This window comes from Streptomyces aureocirculatus (genome assembly GCF_000720475.1).
GTDB lineage: Bacteria > Actinomycetota > Actinomycetes > Streptomycetales > Streptomycetaceae > Streptomyces > Streptomyces aureocirculatus.
Window position 1 is genome coordinate 46,603 of the sequence record NZ_JOAP01000042.1, and the last position, 17,633, is coordinate 64,235.

General features: G+C 73.4%; 12 protein-coding genes. 9 read left to right on the forward strand and 3 right to left on the reverse strand.

Features of this window, described 5'->3' with window-relative positions; all coding sequences use genetic code 11:
* Positions 1–41: 41 nt before the first annotated feature.
* The 6 genes from IG78_RS0131420 (at position 42) to IG78_RS0131445 (ending at position 7,257) form a co-directional block, all read left to right on the forward strand.
* Positions 42–626, forward strand: a complete 585-nt coding sequence (locus IG78_RS0131420; protein ID WP_051853083.1) for a pentapeptide repeat-containing protein — start codon at positions 42–44, stop codon at positions 624–626.
* A gap of 314 nt (positions 627–940) precedes the next feature.
* Positions 941–1,858, forward strand: a complete 918-nt coding sequence (locus tag IG78_RS0131425; RefSeq protein WP_030569522.1) for an LLM class F420-dependent oxidoreductase — start codon at positions 941–943, stop codon at positions 1,856–1,858.
* A gap of 76 nt (positions 1,859–1,934) precedes the next feature.
* Entirely contained in the window at positions 1,935–2,732 is a 798-nt protein-coding gene (locus tag IG78_RS0131430; RefSeq protein WP_030569525.1) for an SDR family NAD(P)-dependent oxidoreductase, read from the forward strand.
* A 134-nt stretch (positions 2,733–2,866) separates the two neighbouring features.
* On the forward strand, positions 2,867–3,991 hold the full coding sequence (locus tag IG78_RS0131435) for an LLM class flavin-dependent oxidoreductase (protein WP_030569528.1): 1,125 nt from the start codon (positions 2,867–2,869) through the stop codon (positions 3,989–3,991).
* Between the two features lie 33 nt (positions 3,992–4,024).
* Positions 4,025–5,758, forward strand: a complete 1,734-nt coding sequence (locus tag IG78_RS0131440) for an N-acyl-D-amino-acid deacylase family protein (protein ID WP_030569531.1) — start codon at positions 4,025–4,027, stop codon at positions 5,756–5,758.
* A complete protein-coding gene (locus IG78_RS0131445; protein WP_037687334.1) occupies positions 5,755–7,257 on the forward strand; it encodes an aldehyde dehydrogenase family protein in 1,503 nt (500 codons plus the stop codon). The genes IG78_RS0131440 and IG78_RS0131445 overlap by 4 nt, the downstream gene beginning before the upstream one ends.
* Before the next feature lie 141 nt (positions 7,258–7,398).
* Here IG78_RS0131445 and IG78_RS0131450 read toward each other — a convergent pair whose 3' ends face one another.
* Positions 7,399–8,916, reverse strand: coding sequence for a CehA/McbA family metallohydrolase (locus IG78_RS0131450; protein WP_030569536.1), 1,518 nt, complete (start codon positions 8,914–8,916; stop codon positions 7,399–7,401).
* 344 nt (positions 8,917–9,260) lie between these two features.
* Between IG78_RS0131450 and IG78_RS0131455 the strand changes: the two genes are divergently transcribed.
* From IG78_RS0131455 to IG78_RS0131465, 3 genes are all read left to right on the forward strand, one after another.
* On the forward strand, positions 9,261–11,867 hold the full coding sequence (locus IG78_RS0131455) for a bifunctional FO biosynthesis protein CofGH (RefSeq protein WP_030569539.1): 2,607 nt from the start codon (positions 9,261–9,263) through the stop codon (positions 11,865–11,867).
* Positions 11,868–11,964: 97 nt separating this feature from the next.
* The gene (locus IG78_RS0131460; RefSeq protein ID WP_037687335.1) at positions 11,965–14,526 is read left to right on the forward strand and encodes a tetratricopeptide repeat protein; all 2,562 of its coding nucleotides are present in this window, start codon (positions 11,965–11,967) and stop codon (positions 14,524–14,526) included.
* Positions 14,527–14,625: 99 nt separating this feature from the next.
* Positions 14,626–15,744 carry an ADP-ribosylglycohydrolase family protein gene (locus tag IG78_RS0131465; RefSeq protein ID WP_225882367.1) on the forward strand — a complete coding sequence of 373 codons (1,119 nt, stop codon included), beginning with the start codon at positions 14,626–14,628 and terminating at the stop codon, positions 15,742–15,744.
* Positions 15,745–15,778: 34 nt separating this feature from the next.
* On the opposite strand, the gene IG78_RS0131470 is transcribed toward IG78_RS0131465, so the two are convergent.
* Both IG78_RS0131470 and IG78_RS0131475 read right to left on the reverse strand, forming a co-directional pair.
* Positions 15,779–16,579: a DJ-1/PfpI family protein gene (locus IG78_RS0131470; protein ID WP_030569548.1), complete on the reverse strand. Its 801-nt coding sequence runs from the start codon at positions 16,577–16,579 to the stop codon at positions 15,779–15,781.
* Positions 16,576–17,580 carry a GlxA family transcriptional regulator gene (locus IG78_RS0131475; RefSeq protein WP_030569551.1) on the reverse strand — a complete coding sequence of 335 codons (1,005 nt, stop codon included), beginning with the start codon at positions 17,578–17,580 and terminating at the stop codon, positions 16,576–16,578. Before IG78_RS0131475 ends, IG78_RS0131470 begins: the two co-directional genes overlap by 4 nt.
* Positions 17,581–17,633: the final 53 nt, after the last annotated feature.

A 17,633-nucleotide genomic window follows, 5' to 3' on the forward strand; every position in this document is an offset into this window, starting at 1 on the left:
ACGCCGGGCGATTGTCAGTGCCTGCCTGTTCAATCGGAGGCATGGTGAGTGCGGAGGTGTTCCGGGGTGAGGACTGGTACGGGCGGGATCTGTCGGGGGAGGCGTTCGAGGAGTGCACGTTCTTCGACGTCGATCTGACGGAGGCCGAGGGGGAGGGCGCCGAGTTCGCGGGCTGTACGTTCGCCGGGGTCAAGTTCAACGCCGCGCGCTTCTCCTCGTCGGCGTTCACCAACTGCACCTTCAAGCGGTGCACGTTCTTCGACACCCGCTTCGAGCAGTGCAAGGCGGTGGGCAGCGTCTTCCAGGGGTGCACGTTCACGGTCTTCGAGGTGCGCGGCGGCGACTGGTCGTTCGCCGCGCTGACCGGCGCCGATCTGCGCAAGGCCGTGTGGGACGGGGTGCGGATGCGGGAGGCGGACCTCGCGGGCGCCCGCCTGGACGAGGCGGAGGTCACGGGATGTGATCTCTCGGGCGCGCAGTGGCGCGGTGCCGAGCTGACCGGCGCCGATCTGCGCGGCAGCGATCTGTCGGGCCTCGATCCGCTGACCGTGCGGGGCGCCGGGGCGAAGATCGACCCGGCGCAGGCGGGGGTGATCGCCGCCGCCCTCGGCTATGAGGTGGGGTAGGTGAGCGCCCCGTCAGGGGCGCGGGGAACTGCGCGCTCAGCGCGCGACAAGGCGCAGACGCGTCTGCCGAGTAACTGTGCAGACGCGTCCGCGGCTTTTTTGTGGCTGGTCGCGCAGTTCCCCGCGCCCCTGACGGGGCTCGCCTGACGGGGCCCGGGCTGCCCCTTGCTCAATGGGGCGTCGGCTACGACGATGTGGACCGTCGAGCCGAGCTGACGGGCCGTCAGTAGCAGCCAAGGGGTGGAGGAGCCATGGTGAACCCGGCGGATCCGGCAGGGGCGGCAGGCCCGGCGGGCTGCGTGCCGCCCGGGCGGATGGCGTACGGGATGCAGCTTCCGGTGCAGTCGCAGAGCGCCCTCTTCGCCGAGGCGTGGGAGGCGGACGCGGGCCCGCGGGACCTGGTCGAGATCGCCCGCACCGCCGACCGCGCGGGCTTCGCGTACCTCGCGAGCTGCGACCACGTCGCCATCCCGCGCCGGCTCGCCGACGCCATGGGCACCACCTGGTACGACCCCGTCGCCACCCTCTCCTATCTGGCGGGCGTCACCGAACGCGTCCGCCTCCTGAGCCACGTCGCCATCGTCGGCCTGCGCCACCCGCTGCTGAGCGCCAAGAGCTACGCGACCCTCGACCACCTCAGCGGCGGCCGTCTCATCCTCGGTGTCGGCGCCGGGCACGTGGCGGAGGAGTTCGAGGCGCTCGGCGTCGACTTCGCCCGGCGCGGCCCGCTCCTCGACGAGACCGTGGACGCCCTGCGCGCCGCGCTCGGACCCGAGGAGTACCCCGAGCACCACGGCACCCAGTTCACCTTCGACGGACTCGGTCAGCGCCCCCGCCCCGCACAGGAGCGAGTGCCCGTCTGGGTCGGCGGCTCGTCGCCCGCCGCCGTCCGCAGGGCCGCCGTGCGCGGTGACGGCTGGCTGCCGCAGGGCGACCCGCGGGACCGGCTCCCGGAGCGGATCGCCTCGCTGCGGCAACTGCGCGCAGAGGCGGGCGTCGAGTCCCCCCTCACCATCGGCGCGATCACCGAGCCGCTGTACGTGGGGGAGCCCTCCTGGCCGGTGGGGCGGCGCACCCTCAGCGGGAAGCCCGAAGCCCTCGCGGAGTCGCTGCGCGCGTACGCGGCGATGGGCGTGCACCAGATCCAGGTGCGGTTCCGCAGCCGCGGCCGGGAGGAACTCCGCGACCAGATGGCGGCGTTCGGCGCGGAGGTCGCGCCGCTCTTCGGGTAGCACGCTCGTTCCACTGAACTGAACTGAACTGGACTGAACCGGACTGAACCGGACTGAATTGAACAGGGAGGCCGGCATGGGCAGGCTGGACGGGCGCGTCGTCATCATCACCGGTGGCGCGCGCGGGCAGGGCGAGCAGGAGGCGCGGCTCTTCGTCACGGAGGGCGCGCGGGTCGTCGTCGGCGACGTGCTCGACGAGCAGGGGGAGGAGCTGGCGAAGGAGCTCGGGCACGACAGCGCCAGGTACGTCCACCTCGACGTGAGCCGGGAGGCGGACTGGGCGGCCGCCGTCACCGCCACGAAGACCGCCTTCGGAGAGGTGAACGGCCTGGTCAACAACGCGGGAATCCTGCGCTTCCACGAGCTTGTGCACACCCCCCTCGACGAGTTCCAGCAGATCGTGCAGGTCAACCAGGTCGGGGTGTTTCTCGGCATCAAGGCGGCCGCGCCCGAGATCGCCGCGGCCGGGGGCGGCTCGATAGTGAACACCGCCTCGTACGCGGGGATGACGGGCATGGCGTACATCGGGGCGTACAGCGCCACCAAGCACGCCGTCATCGGCCTCACCCGCGTCGCCGCCCTGGAGCTCGCCAAGCAGCGCGTCCGCGTCAACGCGATCTGCCCGGGCGCCATCGACACCGCCATGAGCAATCCCGCGCAGCTCGACCCCGGGGCCGCCGAGGCCGACGTGGCGAAGGGCACCCGGGGCCTGGACTCCCTCTACCGCAAGCTCGTGCCGCTCGGCCGGGTCGGCAGGCCGGAGGAGGTGGCCAGGCTCGCGCTGTTCCTGACCGCGGAGGAGGACTCCTCGTACATCACCGGGCAGCCGTTCGTGATCGACGGCGGCTGGCTCGCCGGGGTCAGCGTGCTCTGACGGTCCGGTGTGCTCCCGCGGTCCGGCGTGCTCTGACGGTATTGACGCTCCACGGCGCCGGTGGAACAGTCGGACCAGCAATCTGACGGTGCGTCAGAAACTGCGTCAGAAACTGACGAGGACGGTGAACCTCCGTGGAATTCGGGCTCTTCGTACAGGGATACGTGGGCAAGCGGGCCGAGACGGACCCCTCGGCCGAGCACAAGGTGCTGATGGAGGAGACCGAGTACGTCATCCAGGCGGACAAGTCCGGCTTCAAGTACGCCTGGGCGTCCGAGCACCACTTCCTGGAGGAGTACTCGCACCTCTCCGCCAACGACGTCTTCCTCGGCTACCTCGCGCACGCGACGGAGCGGATCCATCTGGGTTCGGGGATCTTCAACCCCCTCGCCCAGGTCAACCACCCGGTGAAGGTCGCCGAGAAGGTGGCCATGCTCGACCATCTGTCGCAGGGCCGGTTCGAGTTCGGCAGCGGGCGCGGGGCCGGGTCCCACGAGATCCTCGGCTTCCTGCCCGGCATCACCGACATGAACCACACCAAGGAGATCTGGGAGGAGACCATCGCGGAGTTCCCCAAGATGTGGCTCCAGGAGGAGTACGAGGGGTTCCAGGGCAAGCACTGGCAGTTGCCGCCGCGCAAGATCTTCCCCAAGCCGTACGGCGCCTCGCACCCCGCGATGTGGTACGCGGCCGGGTCCCCGTCCTCGTACGCCATGGCCGCGAAGAAAGGCCTAGGGGTGCTCGGTTTCAGCGTGCAGAAGGTCTCCGACATGGAGTGGGTCCTCGAGCAGTACAAGACCGCGATCCGCGACGCCGAGCCCATCGGTGACTTCGTCAACGACAACGTCATGGTGACGTCCACGGCGATCTGCGCGGAGACGCACGAGAAGGCCGTCGAGATCGCCGTGAACGGCGGGCTCAACTACCTCCAGTCCCTGGTCTTCCGCTACCACGACACCTTTCCGCGGCCCGACGGCATCCCCGAGTGGCCCGAGGTCCTGCCGGACTACACCGAGGAGATCATCGAGCTGCTCATCGCGGAGGAGCTGATGATCTGCGGGGATCCGGACGAGGTGACGCGGCAGTGCGAGCGCTGGGAGCGCGCCGGGGCCGATCAGCTCTCCTTCGGGCTGCCGATCGGGATCTCGTACGCGGACACCTTGAACACGATCAGGCTGATCGGGGAGCACGTCATCCCGAAGATCGACACCGATCCCGTGCACCGGACGAGTCGATTCCGGGGTGCCGCGTCCGCGTAGTGCCACCACGAGTTGAAGGGGAGAACCCTCGGCATGCTTGACCACCTCATCGCAGGCGTGACCGTCGTCGACGGGACAGGGGCGCCCGCCCGGGTCGCCGACGTCGGGATAAGGGACGGCCGGGTGGCCGTCGTCGCGTCCTCCGTCACGGAGGAGGCCCGTACCCGTGAAGAGGCCCGCGGCCTGATCCTCGCGCCCGGGTTCGTGGATCCGCACACGCACTACGACGCGCAGTTGTTCTGGGACCCCTACGCCACCCCGTCCCTGAACCACGGGGTGACCACGGTCGCGGGCGGGAACTGCGGTTTCACGCTCGCCCCGCTGAACCCGGAGCGGCCCGAGGACGCCGACTACACGCGGCGGATGATGTCCAAGGTCGAGGGCATGTCCCTGGTGGCGTTGGAGGAGGGCGCGCCCTGGTCGTGGCACTCGTTCGGGGAGTACCTGGACGCCCTGGAGGGGCGGATCGCCGTCAACGCGGGGTTCATGGTGGGGCACTGCGCGCTCAGGCGGTACGTGATGGGGCCCGACGCGGTCGGCGGGCAACCGTCGCCGGAGCAGTTGGAGGGGATGCTCGCGCTGTTCCACGAGGCGATGGCGGCGGGCGCCTGGGGGCTCTCCACCACGCAGTCGTCCACGCACTCCGACGGCGACGGCGCGCCCGTGGCGTCCCGGCACGCGGGCCCCGCGGAACTGCTCGCGCTGTCCAGGGCGGTCGCCGAGCACGAGGGCACCCAACTGGAGGCGATCGTCGCCGGATGTCTGGACCGGTTCAGCGACGCCGAGATCGATCTGTTCGTGGAGATGAGCGCGGTCGCGGGGCGCCCGCTGAACTGGAACGTGCTCACCATCGACGCCGCCGTGCCCGAGCGGGTGCCGCGGCAGTTGGTGCCGAGCGAACGCGCCCGCGAGGCGGGCGGCCGGGTCGTCGCGCTCACGATGCCGATCCTCACGCCCATGAACATGTCGCTCGGTACGTTCTGCGCGCTCAACCTCATCCCAGGCTGGGGCGACGTCCTCGGCCTGCCGGTGCCCGAGCGGATCGCGCGGCTCCGGGACCCCGGCGTGCGGGCGGAGATGCTGCGGCGGGCCACGAGCGAGGAGGCCGGGGTGTTCCGGCGTCTCGCCCACTTCGACCGGTACGTCATCGGGGACACGTACTCCGCGGCGAACGAGGGCCTGACCGGCCGGGTGGCCGGGGACATCGCGGCCGAGCGCGGCCAGGAGCCCTTCGCGTGCCTGGCCGAGATCTGCGCCGAGGACGAACTCCGTACGGTCCTTTGGCCCATGCCGTCCGACAACGACCCGGACTCCTGGGCACTGCGCGCCGAGACCTGGAACCACGAGGACGTCCTGCTCGGCGGCTCGGACGCGGGCGCGCACCTGGACCGCATGTGCGGCGCACCGTACACGACGCGGTTCCTCGGGGACTGTCTGCGCGGCCGGAAGCTGGTGGGCCTTGAGCAGGCGGTGAAGATGCTCACCGACGACCCGGCGCGGCTCTTCGGCCTGCGTGAGCGGGGCCGGATCGCCGAGGGGTACCACGCGGACCTCGTCCTCTTCGACCCCGAGCGCATCGACGCCGGCAAGGCCACCCTCGTACACGACCTGCCCGGCGAAAGCCCCCGCCTGGACTCCAAGGCGATCGGCGTGCACGCCGTGTGGGTCAACGGCGTCGAGGTGATCCGCCACGACGTGGTCACCGGGGCGGTGCCGGGGACGGTACTGCGGTCGGGCCGGGACACCAGGACGGTGAGCACGAGGTGAGCGCGGGCGCGGCGCGGGAGCCGGGCGGTCCGCAGCGGCTGTTCGTCGACGGGGAGTGGGCCGACCCCGACGGCGGGCACTACGAGGTGATCGACCCGGCGACGGAAGGCGTGGTGGGCCTCGCCCCCGAGGCGAGCCGGGACCAGGTGTGGCAGGCGGCAGCGGCGGCGCGCGCGGCCTTCGGGCCGTGGTCGCGCACCTCGCCGCGGGAGCGGGCGGCCGTCCTCGACCGGGCGGCCGACGTGATCCAGCGTGACCTCGCCGCGCACGTCGACCTGGCACGGGCCGAGACCGGCGCGACCACCGCGACGGCCCGCGGGATGCAGGTGGCGGTCGCGGTGGCACGGCTGCGCCGGTACGCCCGCGGGGCCCTTGAGCCCGTGGAGACGGCCCTCGTGCCGCAGGTCAGCGAGGCGGGCCCGATGGGCGGGGCCGCCGTGCTCGGCGCCGTCGCCGTCCGCCGCCCCGTCGGCGTCGTCACCTGCGTCACCGCCTACAACAACCCGTGGGCCAACCCCGCGGGCAAGATCGCCCCCGCCCTTGCCATGGGCAACACCGTCGTCGTGAAGCCCGCTCCGCAGGACCCGCTGTCGGTGTACCGGATGGCGGCGGCCCTCGCGGAGGCGGGCGCGCCGCCCGGTGTCGTCAACGTCGTGTCGGGCCGCCGCGCCGACGTGGGCGCTGCGGCCGTCGACTCGCCCGACGTCGACATGGTGAGCTTCACCGGTTCGACGGCGGTCGGGCGGCGCATCGGCGAGGTCTGCGGGCGCGGCATGAAACGCCAGCTCATGGAGTTGGGCGGCAAGGGCGCGGCGATCGTCTTCGAGGACGCGGACCTGGACGCGGCGGTGGCGGGCATCGGCACCACGTTCTCCTTCTACAGCGGCCAGATCTGCACCGCGCCGACGCGCGTGCTCGTCCAACGAACGGTGTACGAGCGCCTCCTTGAGAAGCTGGCGCGCTATGCCTCACACCTGAAGGTGGGCGACCCGAGGGCACGGGACACCGTCGTCGGCCCGGTGATCTCCGCGGCGCACCGCGAGCGCGTGGAGTCGTACGTGGAGCTCGGCCGCAAGGAAGGGGCGCGGCTGGTCACGGGCGGCGAGCGGCCCCCGGTGGCCACCGGCAAGGGGTTCTACGTCGCCCCCACCCTCCTGGCCGACTGCGCCCCCGGGATGCGGGTGGTCCGCGAGGAGATCTTCGGCCCGGTCGTGTTGGTCGTCCCCTTCGACGGCACCGGCGAAGCCGCCGAGGACACGGCCGTCGCGCTGGCCGACGACAGCGAGTACGGCCTGCTCAGTTACGTCTGGTCGGGCGATGTGGCGCGCGCCTTCCGGGTCGCGGGCAGGCTCCGCGCGGGCGGCGTCGGCGTGAACACCATCGGCCGCAACATGGAGGCCCCCTTCGGGGGGTTCAAGCAGAGCGGGGTGGGGCGCGACTGCGGGTCGTACGCGCTGAGCGCTTACAGCGAGGTGCAGGCGTTGGTGTGGCCGGGCTGAGCCCCCCCCGGCCCCGTAAGGGGCGCGGGGAACTGCGCGAGCAATCGACGAAAAGCCGCAGACGCGTCTGCCGAGGACCGTGCAGACGCGTCTGCGGTCTTTTCGTGGCTGGCCGCGCAGTTCCCCGCGCCCCTTAGGGGGTCAACGCCCCAGGAAGATGGGGTTCGTGAGGGCCTTCATCGGCCCGGGCACGCCCGGTGTCGTCGAGGGCGCGCGCACCTCGGCGCGTACGTACGCCGCGTACGAGGCCGTCGTACGCCACTCCGCGGTCGCCGTGCCCGACTCCGGCACCACCGGACTCGTGAACAGGACCCCCTGGTCGGTGATGAAGCGGATGGAGGCGCCGGGCACACCCCTGGCGTCCAGGCGGACCGTCACCGGGTCGGCGGGGGCGACGCGCAGACGTTCACCGATGCCGGCGTGCCGACCCTTGCCGCCGGTCGCGGTGAAAGTCAGCTCGATCGACTTCGTCTCGGTGAGGTAGGAGCGGCCCGACCGGATGCCGTCAAGGATGGCCTCGCGGGTCAGATCGTCGGCGAGGACGACGGTCTGCGGGCGGCCGACGGGGTCGGGGTCGCGGTGGGCGTCGCTGTTGCCCATCGCGGGCGTCCAGCGACGGCCCCCGCGGGCGGCGGCGACCAGCGCGTTGTCCCACTCGGAGATCGCCACCTCGTCCTCGGGCGAGAACGCGCCGTTCCACACCTCCACCGCGTCCGCCGCGCCGAACCCGAACTTCCAGTTGCAGCCCACGCAGGTGGCGTGCGGGTGGGCGGGCACGACCAGGCCGCCGGCGCGGTGGATGTGCCGGGCGTAGTGCCCGAAGCGGTTGTCGCGGGCACGGTAGCGCCAGTCGACGAACGTACCGGGCTCGGTGCCGATCGCGAGGACGTGGCCGTTGCGGGTGGTGACCTCCTCGCCGAGCAGCACGAGGAGGTCGTCACCGGCCACGTCCGACCAGTGGGCGTGCGCGGAGTGCGTGTTGTGCTCGGAGGAGTTGATGAAGTCCAGGCCCGCGGCACGGGCGAGGGCGGCGAGCTCCGCGGGGGTGCGGCGGCCGTCCGAGTACCAACTGTGCAGATGGCAGTCGCCCCGGTACCAGGCACGCCCCCGCCCCCTGGCCCGCTCCGGCGGATACACCGGCTCCCGCGTGGCACCCGGCGCGCCATAGGTCAGGGTGATCGTCACCTCGTACGGCAGACCCTGCGGGGCCACGGTGTAGGGGCCGAGCGCGATGTTCCAGGTCCCGGCGCGCACCGGGCCCGGGATGTACCCGGGTGTCGCCTCGTCGGCCCGGATGAAGAACTCCGTGCGCGCACCGCCCGACCAGCCGCGGAAACCCCTGCCGCCGAGGGCCGTGCCGCGCTCGTCGAAGATGCCGATGTCCAGCGCGTTGCCCACGGTCCCGGCCGGCACGGGCGGCTTCTCGTAGGTGTACGCGACGTGCAGCTCCCGCACCCCGCGCGGGATCTCGACGGGCAGGTACACGAAGTCCGGCGCCCCGGTGGGCAGTGTCCCCCTGACCGTCCTCGTCTCCTTGCCGGTGCGCCGCTCCTCGGCCCCGGCACCACTGGCGAAGCTCACACTGCCCAACGTAAGGGCGGTCGCCGCCCCCGTCACGAGCAGCGCGCGTCTGTTCAGGTGGCGTTCGTCCTCGCACATGCTGCGGCTCCCCAGGAGGTCGGCGGGCCGTGACCCGGGGCTCCCGGGGCACGGGTGGTGCGGGCAACTCTGGTATTGAGCCGTGAACTCCCCTGCAAGGGAAGGGTGTCGACGGGTATCCCCCAAGTGGCCGGACGCCCCGCGCCTGGGCAAGGCCCCGTAAGGGGCGCGGGGAACTGCGCGACCGGCCACGAAACAGCCGCGGACGCGTCTGCGTGGTCGCTCGGCAGACGCGACCGCGGCTTGTCGTGCGCTGAGCGCGCAGTTCCCCGCGCCCCTTACGGGGCTGCCTTCCGGCCACCGGGTCGGTCGGGCCCAAGGCGGGCGCTCGTATGCTCGGTGCCATGACCACTAGCGAGCCTCAGGACCCCGACCAGGCACAGGACCGGCCCACCGCCAACGCCATGCGGCGGGCGTTGAAACGGGCCAGGGACGGGGTCGCGCTCGATGTGGCGGAGGCCGCGGTGCTGCTCCAGGCGCGCGGCGACGACCTGGAGGACCTCGCGGCTTCGGCCGGGCGGGTGCGGGACGCGGGGCTCGCGGCCGAGGGACGCGGTGGCGTCATCACGTACTCGAAGAGCGTCTTCATCCCGCTCACCCGCCTGTGCAGGGACAAGTGCCACTACTGCACCTTCGTGACCGTCCCCGGCAAGCTGCGCCGCGCCGGGCACGGCATGTTCATGTCCCCGGACGAGGTCCTGGACATCGCCCGCCGCGGCGCCGAGCTCAACTGCAAGGAAGCCCTCATCACCCTCGGCGACAAGCCGGAGGACCGCTGGCCGGAGGCCCGCGAGTGGCTGGACGCGCACGGGTACGACGACACGATCGCCTACGTGCGGGCCATAGCCATCCGGATCCTGGAGGAGACCGGGCTGCTGCCGCACCTCAACCCGGGCGTCCTGTCCTGGACCGACTTCCAGCGGCTCAAGCCGGTCGCGCCGAGCATGGGCATGATGCTGGAGACCACCGCCGAACGGCTGTGGAGCGAGCCCGGCGGCCCCCACCACGGCTCGCCCGACAAGGAGCCCGCCGTCCGGCTGCGCGTCCTTGAGGACGCCGGGCGCTCCTCCGTGCCCTTCACCAGCGGGCTGCTCATCGGCATCGGCGAGACCTACGAGGAGCGGGCCGACTCGCTGTTCGCGCTGCGCCGCGTCTCGCGCTCCTACCACGGCATCCAGGAGCTGATCATCCAGAACTTCCGGGCCAAGCCGGACACGGCCATGCGCGGGATGCCGGACGCCGAGATCGACGACCTGGTGGCGACGGTCGCGGTCGCCCGGCTCATCATGGGCCCCGCGGGCTGCATCCAGGCACCGCCGAACCTCGTCGACGGCGAGTACGGGCGCCTGATCCGTGCCGGCATCGACGACTGGGGCGGCGTCTCGCCCGTCACCATCGACCATGTGAACCCCGAGAAGCCCTGGCCGCAGATCGAGGAACTGGCCGAGCGGTCCGCCGCGGAGGGCTTCACGCTCAGGGAACGCCTGTGCGTGTACCCGGAGTTCGTGCGGCGCGGCGAGCCCTGGCTGGACCCGCGCGTCCTGCCGCACGTGCGGGCACTCGCCGACCCCGGGACCGGTCTCGCCGACCCCGACGCCCCCGTACGCGGACTGCCCTGGCAGGAGCCCGACGAGGGGTACGTCGCCGCCTCCGGCCGCACCGACCTGCACCGCACCATCGACACCACGGGCCGCACCACCGACCGGCGCGACGACTTCGACGAGGTGTACGGGGACTGGGAGGCGCTGCGCGAGCAGGCCGCGCCCGGCATGGTGCCCTCCCGCATCGACGGCGACGTACGCGCGGCGCTCGCCACGGCCGCCGACGATCCGACCCGCCTCACGGACGAGGAAGCCCTGGCGCTCCTGCACGCCGACGGGCCCGCCCTCGACGCGCTCTGCTCCGTCGCCGACGACGTCCGCAAGTCCGTGGCCGGCGACGACGTCACGTACATCGTCACCCGCAACATCAACTTCACCAACGTCTGCTACACCGGCTGCCGCTTCTGTGCCTTCGCCCAGCGCCGCACCGACGCCGACGCCTACACCCTGTCCCTCTCCCAGGTCGCCGACCGTGCCGAGCAGGCCTGGGACGTCGGCGCGGTCGAGGTGTGCATGCAGGGCGGCATCCACCCCGACCTGCCCGGCACGGCCTACTTCGACATCGCGAAGGCCGTGAAGGAGCGCGTGCCGGGCATGCACGTGCACGCCTTCTCACCGATGGAGGTCGTCAACGGCGCGACCCGCACCGGCCTCTCGATCCGCGAGTGGCTCCAGCGCGCCAAGGAGTCGGGCCTGGACTCCATCCCGGGCACGGCCGCCGAGATCCTCGACGACGAGGTCCGCTGGATCCTCACCAAGGGCAAGCTCCCCGCCGCCACCTGGATCGAGGTGGTGAAGACGGCCCACGAGCTGGGACTCAGGTCCTCCTCCACCATGATGTACGGGCATGTGGACCAGCCCCGCCACTGGCTCGGCCACTTCCGCACCCTGGCGGCCATACAGCGGGAGACCGGCGGCTTCACGGAGTTCGTGACGCTGCCGTTCATCCACACCAACGCCCCCGTGTACCTGGCCGGCATCGCCCGCCCGGGCCCGACCACCCGCGACAACCGGGCCGTGACCGCCATGGCCCGCCTCCTCCTGCACCCCCACATCCCCAACATCCAGACAAGCTGGGTCAAGCTCGGCACGGAGGGCGCCGCGGAGATGCTGCGCTCCGGCGCGAACGACCTCGGCGGCACCCTGATGGAGGAGACCATCTCCCGCATGGCGGGCTCCAGCTACGGCTCGTACCGCTCGGTCAAGGACCTGACCGCCATCGCGGACGCGGCGGGCCGCCCGTCACGGCCGCGCACGACGCTGTACGGCGAGGTGCCCGAGGAACGGCAGCGGGCGGCCACCGAGTCGGACGGGCATCTGCCGGAACTCCTTCCGGTCCTGGACGCGTAGGCCGGGCCTCAGGTGGAGTACGAGGTGAGGGTGGGCGACGACGAGGCGGTCGTGCGGCGCGCCCGGCACCGGCGGGCGGACGGGAGGAGCGCTGGGCATGGGGTGGACGGCACGGAGGCCGGGGCGGCCGTCGATGCAGGAGCTGATCCGGCGCCGCGGGCGCTCCGGCTTCGTGGGCAGGCAGCACGAACTCCGGGTCTTCCGGGAGAACTTCGACGTGCCGCCGGAGGACGACCGGCACCGCTTCCTGTTCTGCGTGCACGGCCCCGCGGGCGTGGGCAAGACGTCCCTGGTACGGGAGCTGAGCCAACTGGCCCGTGACCGCGGCGCCCTGGTCGCCCGCGTCGATGAGACGGCGGACTCCCTGCCGCGGGTGCTCACGGAGATCGCCGCCCAGTTCGAACGGCAGGAGCGGCGGCTGAAGACCCTGGAGCGGGCGCTCGCCGCGTACCGGCAGCGTGCGCGGGAGGCGGCGGCCGCACCGCCCGCCGACCCCGGCGCGCCGGGAGCGTCGTCGGCCGGGGCCCGGTTCGCCGCCAGGGCGGGGGTCGTCGGTCTCGGCATGGTGCCGGTGGTCGGCCCGTTCGCGGCGGCGGCGGTGGACCCGGAGCAACTGGAGCGCGGCGCCGACGGCCTGCGGGAGCGGTTCGGGAACCGGCGCCGCGGCGGCGCCGGGGACGACGAGCCCGGGGGCGACGGTGCCGGTCCCGGGCCCCTCCTGGAGCCGGAGCGCACCCTGACGCCCGCCCTCACCACGGACCTGGCGTCGGCGGCGGACACCGCCCCCTGGCTCGTCCTGCTCTTCGACACCTACGAACGGACGGCACCGTTCCTGGACCGCTGGCTGCGGGACCTGATGACCACCGACCGGTACGGCGAACTCCCCGCGAACACTGTCGTGGTCCTCTCGGGCCAGCGCCCCCTGGACCCCCAGCTCTGGCCGGACCTCCGGGACTTCGCCCGCGATCTGCCGCTGTCCCCGTTCACCGAGGACGAGGCACGCGGGCTGCTCGCCGCCAAGGGAGTCACCGAGGAACCCGTGGTCGCGGAGGTCCTCAGGCTGTCCGGACGGCTGCCCGTCCTGGTCTCGACCCTGGCCGAACCCGGAGCGCGCGTCCCGGCCGACGTGCACGACCCGAGCGCGGGCGCCGTCGAACGGTTCCTGCGCTGGGAACCGGACCCGGTACGGCGGGCGGCGGCCCTCGACTGCGCGCTGCCGCGCCGCCTGGACGAGGAGGTGGTGGGCGCCGCGACCGGGGCCGGTGCCGGGACCGGCCCGGGGACCGCCGCCGCGGAGGCCTACGCCTGGCTGCGCACCCTGCCCTTCGTCACCGACCGGGGCGAGGGCGGCGCCCGCTACCACGACGTCGTCCGCGCCCCCATGCTCCGCCTGCGCCGCAACTCCGCCCCGCGGAAGTGGGCCGCGGGCCACACCCGCCTGGCCGCGGCGTTCGCCGCCAGGCGACGGGCGTACGAGCGGGAGGACGGCAGCGGGCGGGGCGGCCACGGGCACACGAGCCGCGGGTGGGCGGCGGGCCGCCCGTGGAGCGGGGCCGCCTGGCGGGCCCTGCGCGCCGAGGAGCTGTACCACGAACTGTGCGCACACCCCGGCGCCGCGCTCGCCGGGGCGCTGCGGGAGGGCGCCGACGCCTGTCACGCGCAGACCCGGTACGAGGCGGTGGCCCGCGAGTGGGCGCGGGTCCTCGTGGACGCGGGCGAGGACACCGGGGACGAACGGCTGCGGCGCTGGGGCGAGCAGTGCCTGACGGCCCTCGCCGACGAACGCCTCGGCCCCGCCCGCGTCGTGGATTTGCTCCTGGCCCGCGGCGGCCTCGACGACGAGGGCCGCGTGGCCGCGTACAACGCGCGCGGCTGGTGCTCCTTCGGCGCGGGCATGTTGGAGCAGGCCATCGAGGACCACGCGCGCGCCGTCGAGCTCGACCCCGACGACCCGTGGGGACACCACGGCCTCGCCGTCACCCTGCGGGCCCGCGGCGGCCCCGGCGACCACGCGGCGGCCCTGCGGCACATCGACAGGTGCGGCGAACTGCTGCCCGGCGCGGCCCTGGTGGCACGCGAGCGCGGCGAGACGTACCGCAGGGCGGGACGCCACGAGGAAGCACTCGCCGAACTCGACCGGGCCCACGACCTCGCCCCGGACGAGCCGCTGACGCTGGGCAGCCGCGCCCAGGTGAAACACGTCCTCGGCCGCCCGCAGGACGCCCTCGCCGACTTCGGCCAGGCCCTTACCCTGTGGCCCGACTACACCTGGGCCCTGATGCGCCGTGCCCACGTCCACTCGGTGCTCGGCGACACCCGCGCCGCCCTCGCCGACCTCGACCGGGCGGAGCGCCTCACCTCGGAAGGCACCGGCATCGCCGGGGAACGCGGCAACGTCCTGCGCTTCGCGGGCCGCCACGAGGAAGCACTCGCCGCATACGACCGCGCCCTCGCCCTCGACCCCGGCTACACCTGGGCCCTCGGCAGCCGCGCCCTCTCCCACGAGGCCCTCGGCCACACCGACCTGGCCCGGGCCGACCTGGAACGCGCCCTGGAACTGGACCCGGGGTACGGGTGGGCGCGGGAGCAGCTCGACCGGCTGCGGGAAGCCCCGCGCCCGGCAGGCGCGGGGGACCAGCAGCAGCAAATGCCGCCGTAAGGGCACCTTACGTACAAATAACTTGCGCCCTGAACCCACCGTTCCCGTTCGATTACAGTGCTGCGGTGTCGGACGCCGGGGCACGAGAAAGGGGGTCCGGTGAGCACTGCAGCAGCCACCGGGGTGTGGGGCCGCACCGAGCAGCAGGACTTCCGCAGCCGGGTACGCGGCGCGCTGCTCGGGGCCGCCGTCGGCGACGCGCTCGGGGCGCCCGTCGACGGTCTCTCCCTCGACGCGATCCGCGAGGCCCACGGCGGCGAAGGCCTCACCGAACTCGCCGCCGCGCACGGGCGGCGCGGCGCCGTCACCGCCGCGACCCAGCTCATGCTGTTCAGCGTCGACGGGCTGATACGCGCCCAGGTGCGCCGCGACACCGGCGCCTGGCACCCGCCCACCGACCTGCACCGCGCCTACCGCCGCTGGGCGGCGACCCAGCGCGACTGGGGCCCCGACGAACGCCGCGCGGAAGACGGCTGGCTGGCCCGCGAGGAGTGGCTGTACGCGCGCCGCTCGCCCTCCCGCGCCTGCCTCACCGGGCTCGCCGACGACCGCATGGGCACCCTCGACGTACCGAAGAACCCCGCCGAGCAGGGCCCGGAGGCCGCCACCAGGTCGGCGCCCATCGGGCTGCTCGTCGGCTGGGAGCCCCAGCTCGTCCTGCAACTCGCCGTCGAATGCGCCGTGCAGACGCACGGGCACCCCACCGCCTACCTCACCGCGGGCGCGCACACCGTCCTCGTGCACGGCCTCGCCCGCGGCGAGTCCCTCGACGGCGCCATCCAGCGCACCCTCGCCCTGCTCGCCGCCCGGCCGGGCCACCAGCCCGTCACCGACGCGCTGCGGCACGCCCTCGGCGCCGTCCGGCAGGGCATGCCCACCGCGTCGCGCGTCACCGAACTCGTCGGCGACGGCGGCGCGGTCGGCGCGCTCGCCGCCGCCGTGTACTGCGCCCTCGTGGGCGAGGACATCCGGCACGGGCTGCGGCTCGCCGTCAACCACGGCGGCTCGTCGACCGCGTCAGGGGCCCTGTGCGGCGCCCTCCTCGGCGCCCTGCACGGCGAGACCGCGCTCCCCCCTGGCTGGCTCACCGAACTGGAGGGCCGCGCCACCGTCCTGGAACTCGCCGACGACTTCGCCATGGAGATGACGCAGGGCCCGGCGCTGCACAGTCCCGCGGGAGCGGCACCTGGGTGGCTGGCGCGGTATCCACGGGCTTGAGGGGCGCCCGGTCCCGGGCTCGGGAGAGGCTGCCTCACACCTGCGAGTCCGCCAGGAGTTTCAGCGCCCGCGCCTTCTCCTCGGCACTCGCCTCCTGGGCGTTCCCCGCGTCGTACGGCGGCCGCGGGTCGTACTCGACGGCCAGTTGGACCGCCCTCGCCGTCTCCTCGTCGGTGAGCAGCGCCGCCAGGTACAGGGCCATGTCAAGGCCCGCCGAGACGCCCGCGCCGGTGAGGAACTTGCCGGAGCGCACATACCGTTCCGGTACGTAGGTGACGTCGAAGTTCTGCTCCAGGTACGGGGCCGACGCCCAGTACGTCGTCGCGCGGCGGCCGTCGAGCAGCCCGGCCGCGGCGAGGATCAGCGACCCCGTGCACACGGACGTGGTGAAGCGGGTGTGGCGGTCCGTCTCGCGGATCCACCGCAGCAGGCGCCGGTTCTCCATCGCGCCGACCGTCCCGCGGTTGCCCGCGCCGGGGACGAGGAGCACGTCGAGGCGGCCCGCGTCGTCGAGGGCGCGCTCCGCCACGACGGCCACGTCACCGGTGTCCGTCCGCACGGGGCCGCGCCGCTCGGCGAGCATCGTGACGCTCGCGCCGGGCAGCCGGGACAGGATCTCGGCGGGGCCCGTGGGGTCGAGCAGGCTGTAACCGTCGTAGAGGAGGACGCCGATACGGGGACCGCCGCTGCCGCCGGGCTTCTCGGAGACGTACGGGTACGGGGACGCGGTGGCGGCCGGGGCTCCGGCGAGACCCGCGGTGGCGAGGGCCGCGGTGGCGGCGGTGGCTGTGGTGCCGCGGAGGAGGGCGCGGCGGCCCGGGTGGGTTTCCGTCATGGCACGGGAGTCTGACGGTCCCGCGGCGCCCGTGGCCGGGGCATGTCCGGCATCCTGCGAATCCTGTCCCCGCCCGCGCCATAGTGGTCGAGGAACGCCTGCCGCAGCGTCTGCGCGGACCCGAAGCCGCAGCGGCGTGCGATCGCCGCGAGGGACAGGGCACTTGAGCGCACCAGGTGGGCGGCGGCCTCGGTACGGGCGGCGCGCACCGCGCGGGCCGGGGTGGTGCCGAGGTGGGCGGTGAACAGGCGGTTCAGGTGCCGGGTGCTGACGCCCGCGCGGGTGGCGAGGGCGGCGGGGGAGAGGTCGTCGGCGAGGTGCGCGCCGATGTGTCCCGCGAGGTCGCGGACCAGGCGGTCACCCGGTGGGGGCGCCGCCAGGAACATGCTGATCTGGGCCTGGTCGGCGGGGCGGTGGAGGTACGAGACCAGCTCGCGGGCCACCGCGCGGGCCAGAGTCGGGCCGTGGTCGTCCTCGATCAGGGACAGGGTGAGGTCCAGGGCGCTGGTGACGCCCGCGGAGGTGTAGACGTTGCCGTCGCGCACGTACAGCGGGGTGGTGTCGACAGCCACCGTCGGGTGGCGGGCGGCGAGGCGGTCGCCGTACCCCCAGTGCGTGGTGGCGCGGCGGTGGTCCAGGAGGCCCGCGGCGGCCAGGACGTAGGCGCCGGTGCAGACGGAGGCGACGCGGCGGCTGTGGTCCGCGAGGCGGCGGACCTGGGTGACGAGGCGGGGGTCGGCCGCGGCCTCCTCGTAGCCGGTGCCGCCGGCCACCAGCAGGGTGTCCAGGGGGCCCCTGACCGTCTCCAGGCGATGCCCTGCGGCCAGGGTGATGCCCGCCGAGGTGCGGGCCGGGCGGTGGGCCACGGTGGCCAGTTCTATGCGGTACGGGGGGTTCGCGCCGTAGCGGTTGGCTATGTCCAGGGCGCCGCTCGGGCAGGCGATGTCGAGGATCTGGGCGTTGTCGTACGCCACGATCAGTACGCGTCTCGCGGTCTGCATCCCCCCATGCTCCGCCGCCCCCCGACCAGCCCCTCACCCACCCACCCACCCAC

Coding starts and splice junctions, on each gene's coding strand:
- IG78_RS0131460 (WP_037687335.1), top strand. CDS start 11,965: ATGGGGTGGACGGCACGGAGGCCGGGGCGGCCGTCGATGCAGGAGCTG.
- IG78_RS0131425 (WP_030569522.1), top strand. CDS start 941: ATGGCGTACGGGATGCAGCTTCCGGTGCAGTCGCAGAGCGCCCTCTTC.
- IG78_RS0131475 (WP_030569551.1), bottom strand. CDS start 17,580: ATGCAGACCGCGAGACGCGTACTGATCGTGGCGTACGACAACGCCCAG.
- IG78_RS0131440 (WP_030569531.1), top strand. CDS start 4,025: ATGCTTGACCACCTCATCGCAGGCGTGACCGTCGTCGACGGGACAGGG.
- IG78_RS0131430 (WP_030569525.1), top strand. CDS start 1,935: ATGGGCAGGCTGGACGGGCGCGTCGTCATCATCACCGGTGGCGCGCGC.
- IG78_RS0131420 (WP_051853083.1), top strand. CDS start 42: ATGGTGAGTGCGGAGGTGTTCCGGGGTGAGGACTGGTACGGGCGGGAT.
- IG78_RS0131455 (WP_030569539.1), top strand. CDS start 9,261: ATGACCACTAGCGAGCCTCAGGACCCCGACCAGGCACAGGACCGGCCC.
- IG78_RS0131450 (WP_030569536.1), bottom strand. CDS start 8,916: ATGTGCGAGGACGAACGCCACCTGAACAGACGCGCGCTGCTCGTGACG.
- IG78_RS0131470 (WP_030569548.1), bottom strand. CDS start 16,579: ATGACGGAAACCCACCCGGGCCGCCGCGCCCTCCTCCGCGGCACCACA.